The organism is Mycolicibacterium hodleri, assembly GCF_025822245.1.
GTDB lineage: Bacteria > Actinomycetota > Actinomycetes > Mycobacteriales > Mycobacteriaceae > Mycobacterium > Mycobacterium hodleri.
This window is the reverse complement of record NZ_JACKTL010000047.1, coordinates 1-2315: the sequence shown is the minus strand read 5'-3', so window position 1 is coordinate 2315 and position 2315 is coordinate 1. Positions and strand designations below refer to the sequence as shown.

General features: G+C 63.7%; 1 protein-coding gene and 1 pseudogene. Both read right to left on the bottom strand.

Going from position 1 to position 2315, the window contains the following annotated elements; translation table 11 throughout:
• A partial coding sequence (locus H7J06_RS20865; protein ID WP_264040993.1) for a cellulase family glycosylhydrolase occupies positions 1–863 on the bottom strand: 863 nt, incomplete at its 3' end.
• A gap of 511 nt (positions 864–1374) precedes the next feature.
• Positions 1375–2315: pseudogene (locus H7J06_RS20860) on the bottom strand (hypothetical protein); the annotation flags it as partial.

Below are 2315 nucleotides of genomic sequence, written 5' to 3'. Positions count from 1 at the left end.
TTGGCGTCGGTGTAGGAGTAGGTCGGCACACCGAACTCCGAGAGCCACACCTTCTTGGTGGGGAAGAGTGCGATCAGGTCCTTGAGCTGGTTGTACGCGGTGTCGGAGGCGTACCAGGCGGAGTTGGGGTCCAGGTTGCCCTGGGAGAACGGAAGGGTCTGGTCGTATGGGTGGTAGGAGAGGGCGTCGAAGTACTGCCCGATGGTGGGATCGGCGGCGATCATCGCCTTGACGAAGTCGACGGGGTCCATGGTCAGGTTGCCGACGGTGACGACGTGGCCGACGGCGCCCGCGACGATGGTGGCCGTCGGGTCGATTGGTTTGATGGCCTGATAGGCCGCCTTGACCAGTGCCGCGTAGGCGGCGGGGTCGATGGGGTTGGAGGACATGATGCCGTTGGGCTCGTTCCAGATCTCGTAGGCCGAGACGGTGGAGCCGTACTTGGTGGCGAACTTCGTCATGAAGGCGGCAAAGGCCGCGGGATCGGGTGTGCCGCTGCCCGGGATGCCGTTGGTCACGGCGTAGGGCGGGGTGCTGTCGACCTCGGCCATGACGCCCATGTCGTGTTCCTTGGCCGACTGCATGACCAGGTCGAGGGTCGCCCAGGACAAGCTGCCCGGAGCTGACGGCCCAAAGAAGTCGACAAGCCCCCACGGAACGAATACGCGGATGTTCTGCACGCCCAACGCCTGCATCTCGTCGAGCTGTTGGTCGATCTGCGCCTTCGTCTGCCCGTAGAGCGGGGACGCGGCGACGCCCACCGTGTTCGGCGAGACGGTGATCTCGGCGACCATTTGGTATTCGTAGGCGGCCATTCTCGGTGGCGTCGGCACGAACAAGTTGCTCGCATAAGCGCTTGCCATGGCGACGGGGATGGCAGCGATCACGCCCCGCGTCGCTACGGACTTCCAAAACCCCTGGCTTGCCTTCGTCATTCCCCTGCTCACTTTCGGATCTCTAATTATCGCCACCGTCAACGCGATGAATTTAACCTGCTTTGCGGCAAACCGCACATCGAATCGGCAACACGGTTCCGCTGGTTGAGGGTGCCGCCAAACCCACTGGTCACAACGTGCGCTGACGGGTAATTAACGCAAACAGCGATTCTGCTAAGCAAGCGATTCTGACCTGGGTTTTACGACCTCTGAAGCATTCTCAGCGATGATCGCAAGAGCCATTTCGATATTCGTACCAAAGGTTTTTTTCTTGGGCGGATTCGTAAGAATTTGGGTGTAGAGGAATGGCGACTGCGCGAATGGCGCTACCAATGCATGACTTCACTCGTGACGGCAAATGGACGCATGACAAACGCACCATAGCGACCCCATTGTGAATGGAGTCGCGAAGGTGAACGGTTGTCGAATTGTGGCGGTGTCAGCCCGCCGTGGCGTGCCCCTCCGATGTGCTGGCGGCCTCGGTCTTGGGCTTCGGGTCGGTGGCGGAATCCGCGTCGCGACCCCCGCCCTTGGGATGACGAACCTCCGGCTCGGTCTTGTCCTGCCCCGGCTTCGCCGCGTCGGTCTTCTTGGGTGCCTTGGGTGCCTTGGGCGCCTTGGGTGTCGTCGCCTGGCCACCGTCGCCGTCACCCTTTGCGGCGGCGGAGTTACCCGCTCCCGCGGAGGAACTCGACGGCGACTCCGGGGCGGCGGACGTGGTGGGTTCAGGCGTGGTGGGTTTGGGCGTGGTGGGTTCGGACACTGTCGCGACCGGACTCGGGGTGTTCACCTTGCTGGTGTCGGGCTCGGTGACGGCGGCCGGCTCCGTCACCTTGGAGGTGCTCGCGACGGGATCGGCGACAGTCGACGTGACGTCGACCGCCGGGGTCGCCTTGGTGACGGCGGTGGCCTTGGTGGCGGACGTGGTCGTCGACGCGTCGGTAGTGTCGGCTGCCTGGACGGCAGCGACGCGCACCGTCTTCGGAGCGGTGGCGACGGCGGGCTGGGGTTGGCCGATGCTGGCTAGTGCATTCGCGATCGACGAGACGACCGCCGTCGCAATCTGCTGGGCCAGCTGCTGCTGGGCGAACGCCTGCGCGACGGCGTTGGCGATTGCCTGGGCGATTTGTTGGGCGAGCGCCTGAAAGGCCTTGGCCAGTGCAGCTGCCGGGTCCGTCGGTGTTCCCGGGTTGCCGGGAGTGGTTGGCACCGTGGTGTTTTGCGGGTGGTCTTTGTACCACTGGGCGAGGAACTGGGTGATGACTTCCTTGGGTTGTCCCAACATGTCCCACAGTCCGTAGTTGTCCTCGGGATTTGAGCTGCCGGTGAGGGTGTCACGTCCGGTGTAGAGGAAGATCGGCCCGGCGTTCTGCCCAAAGG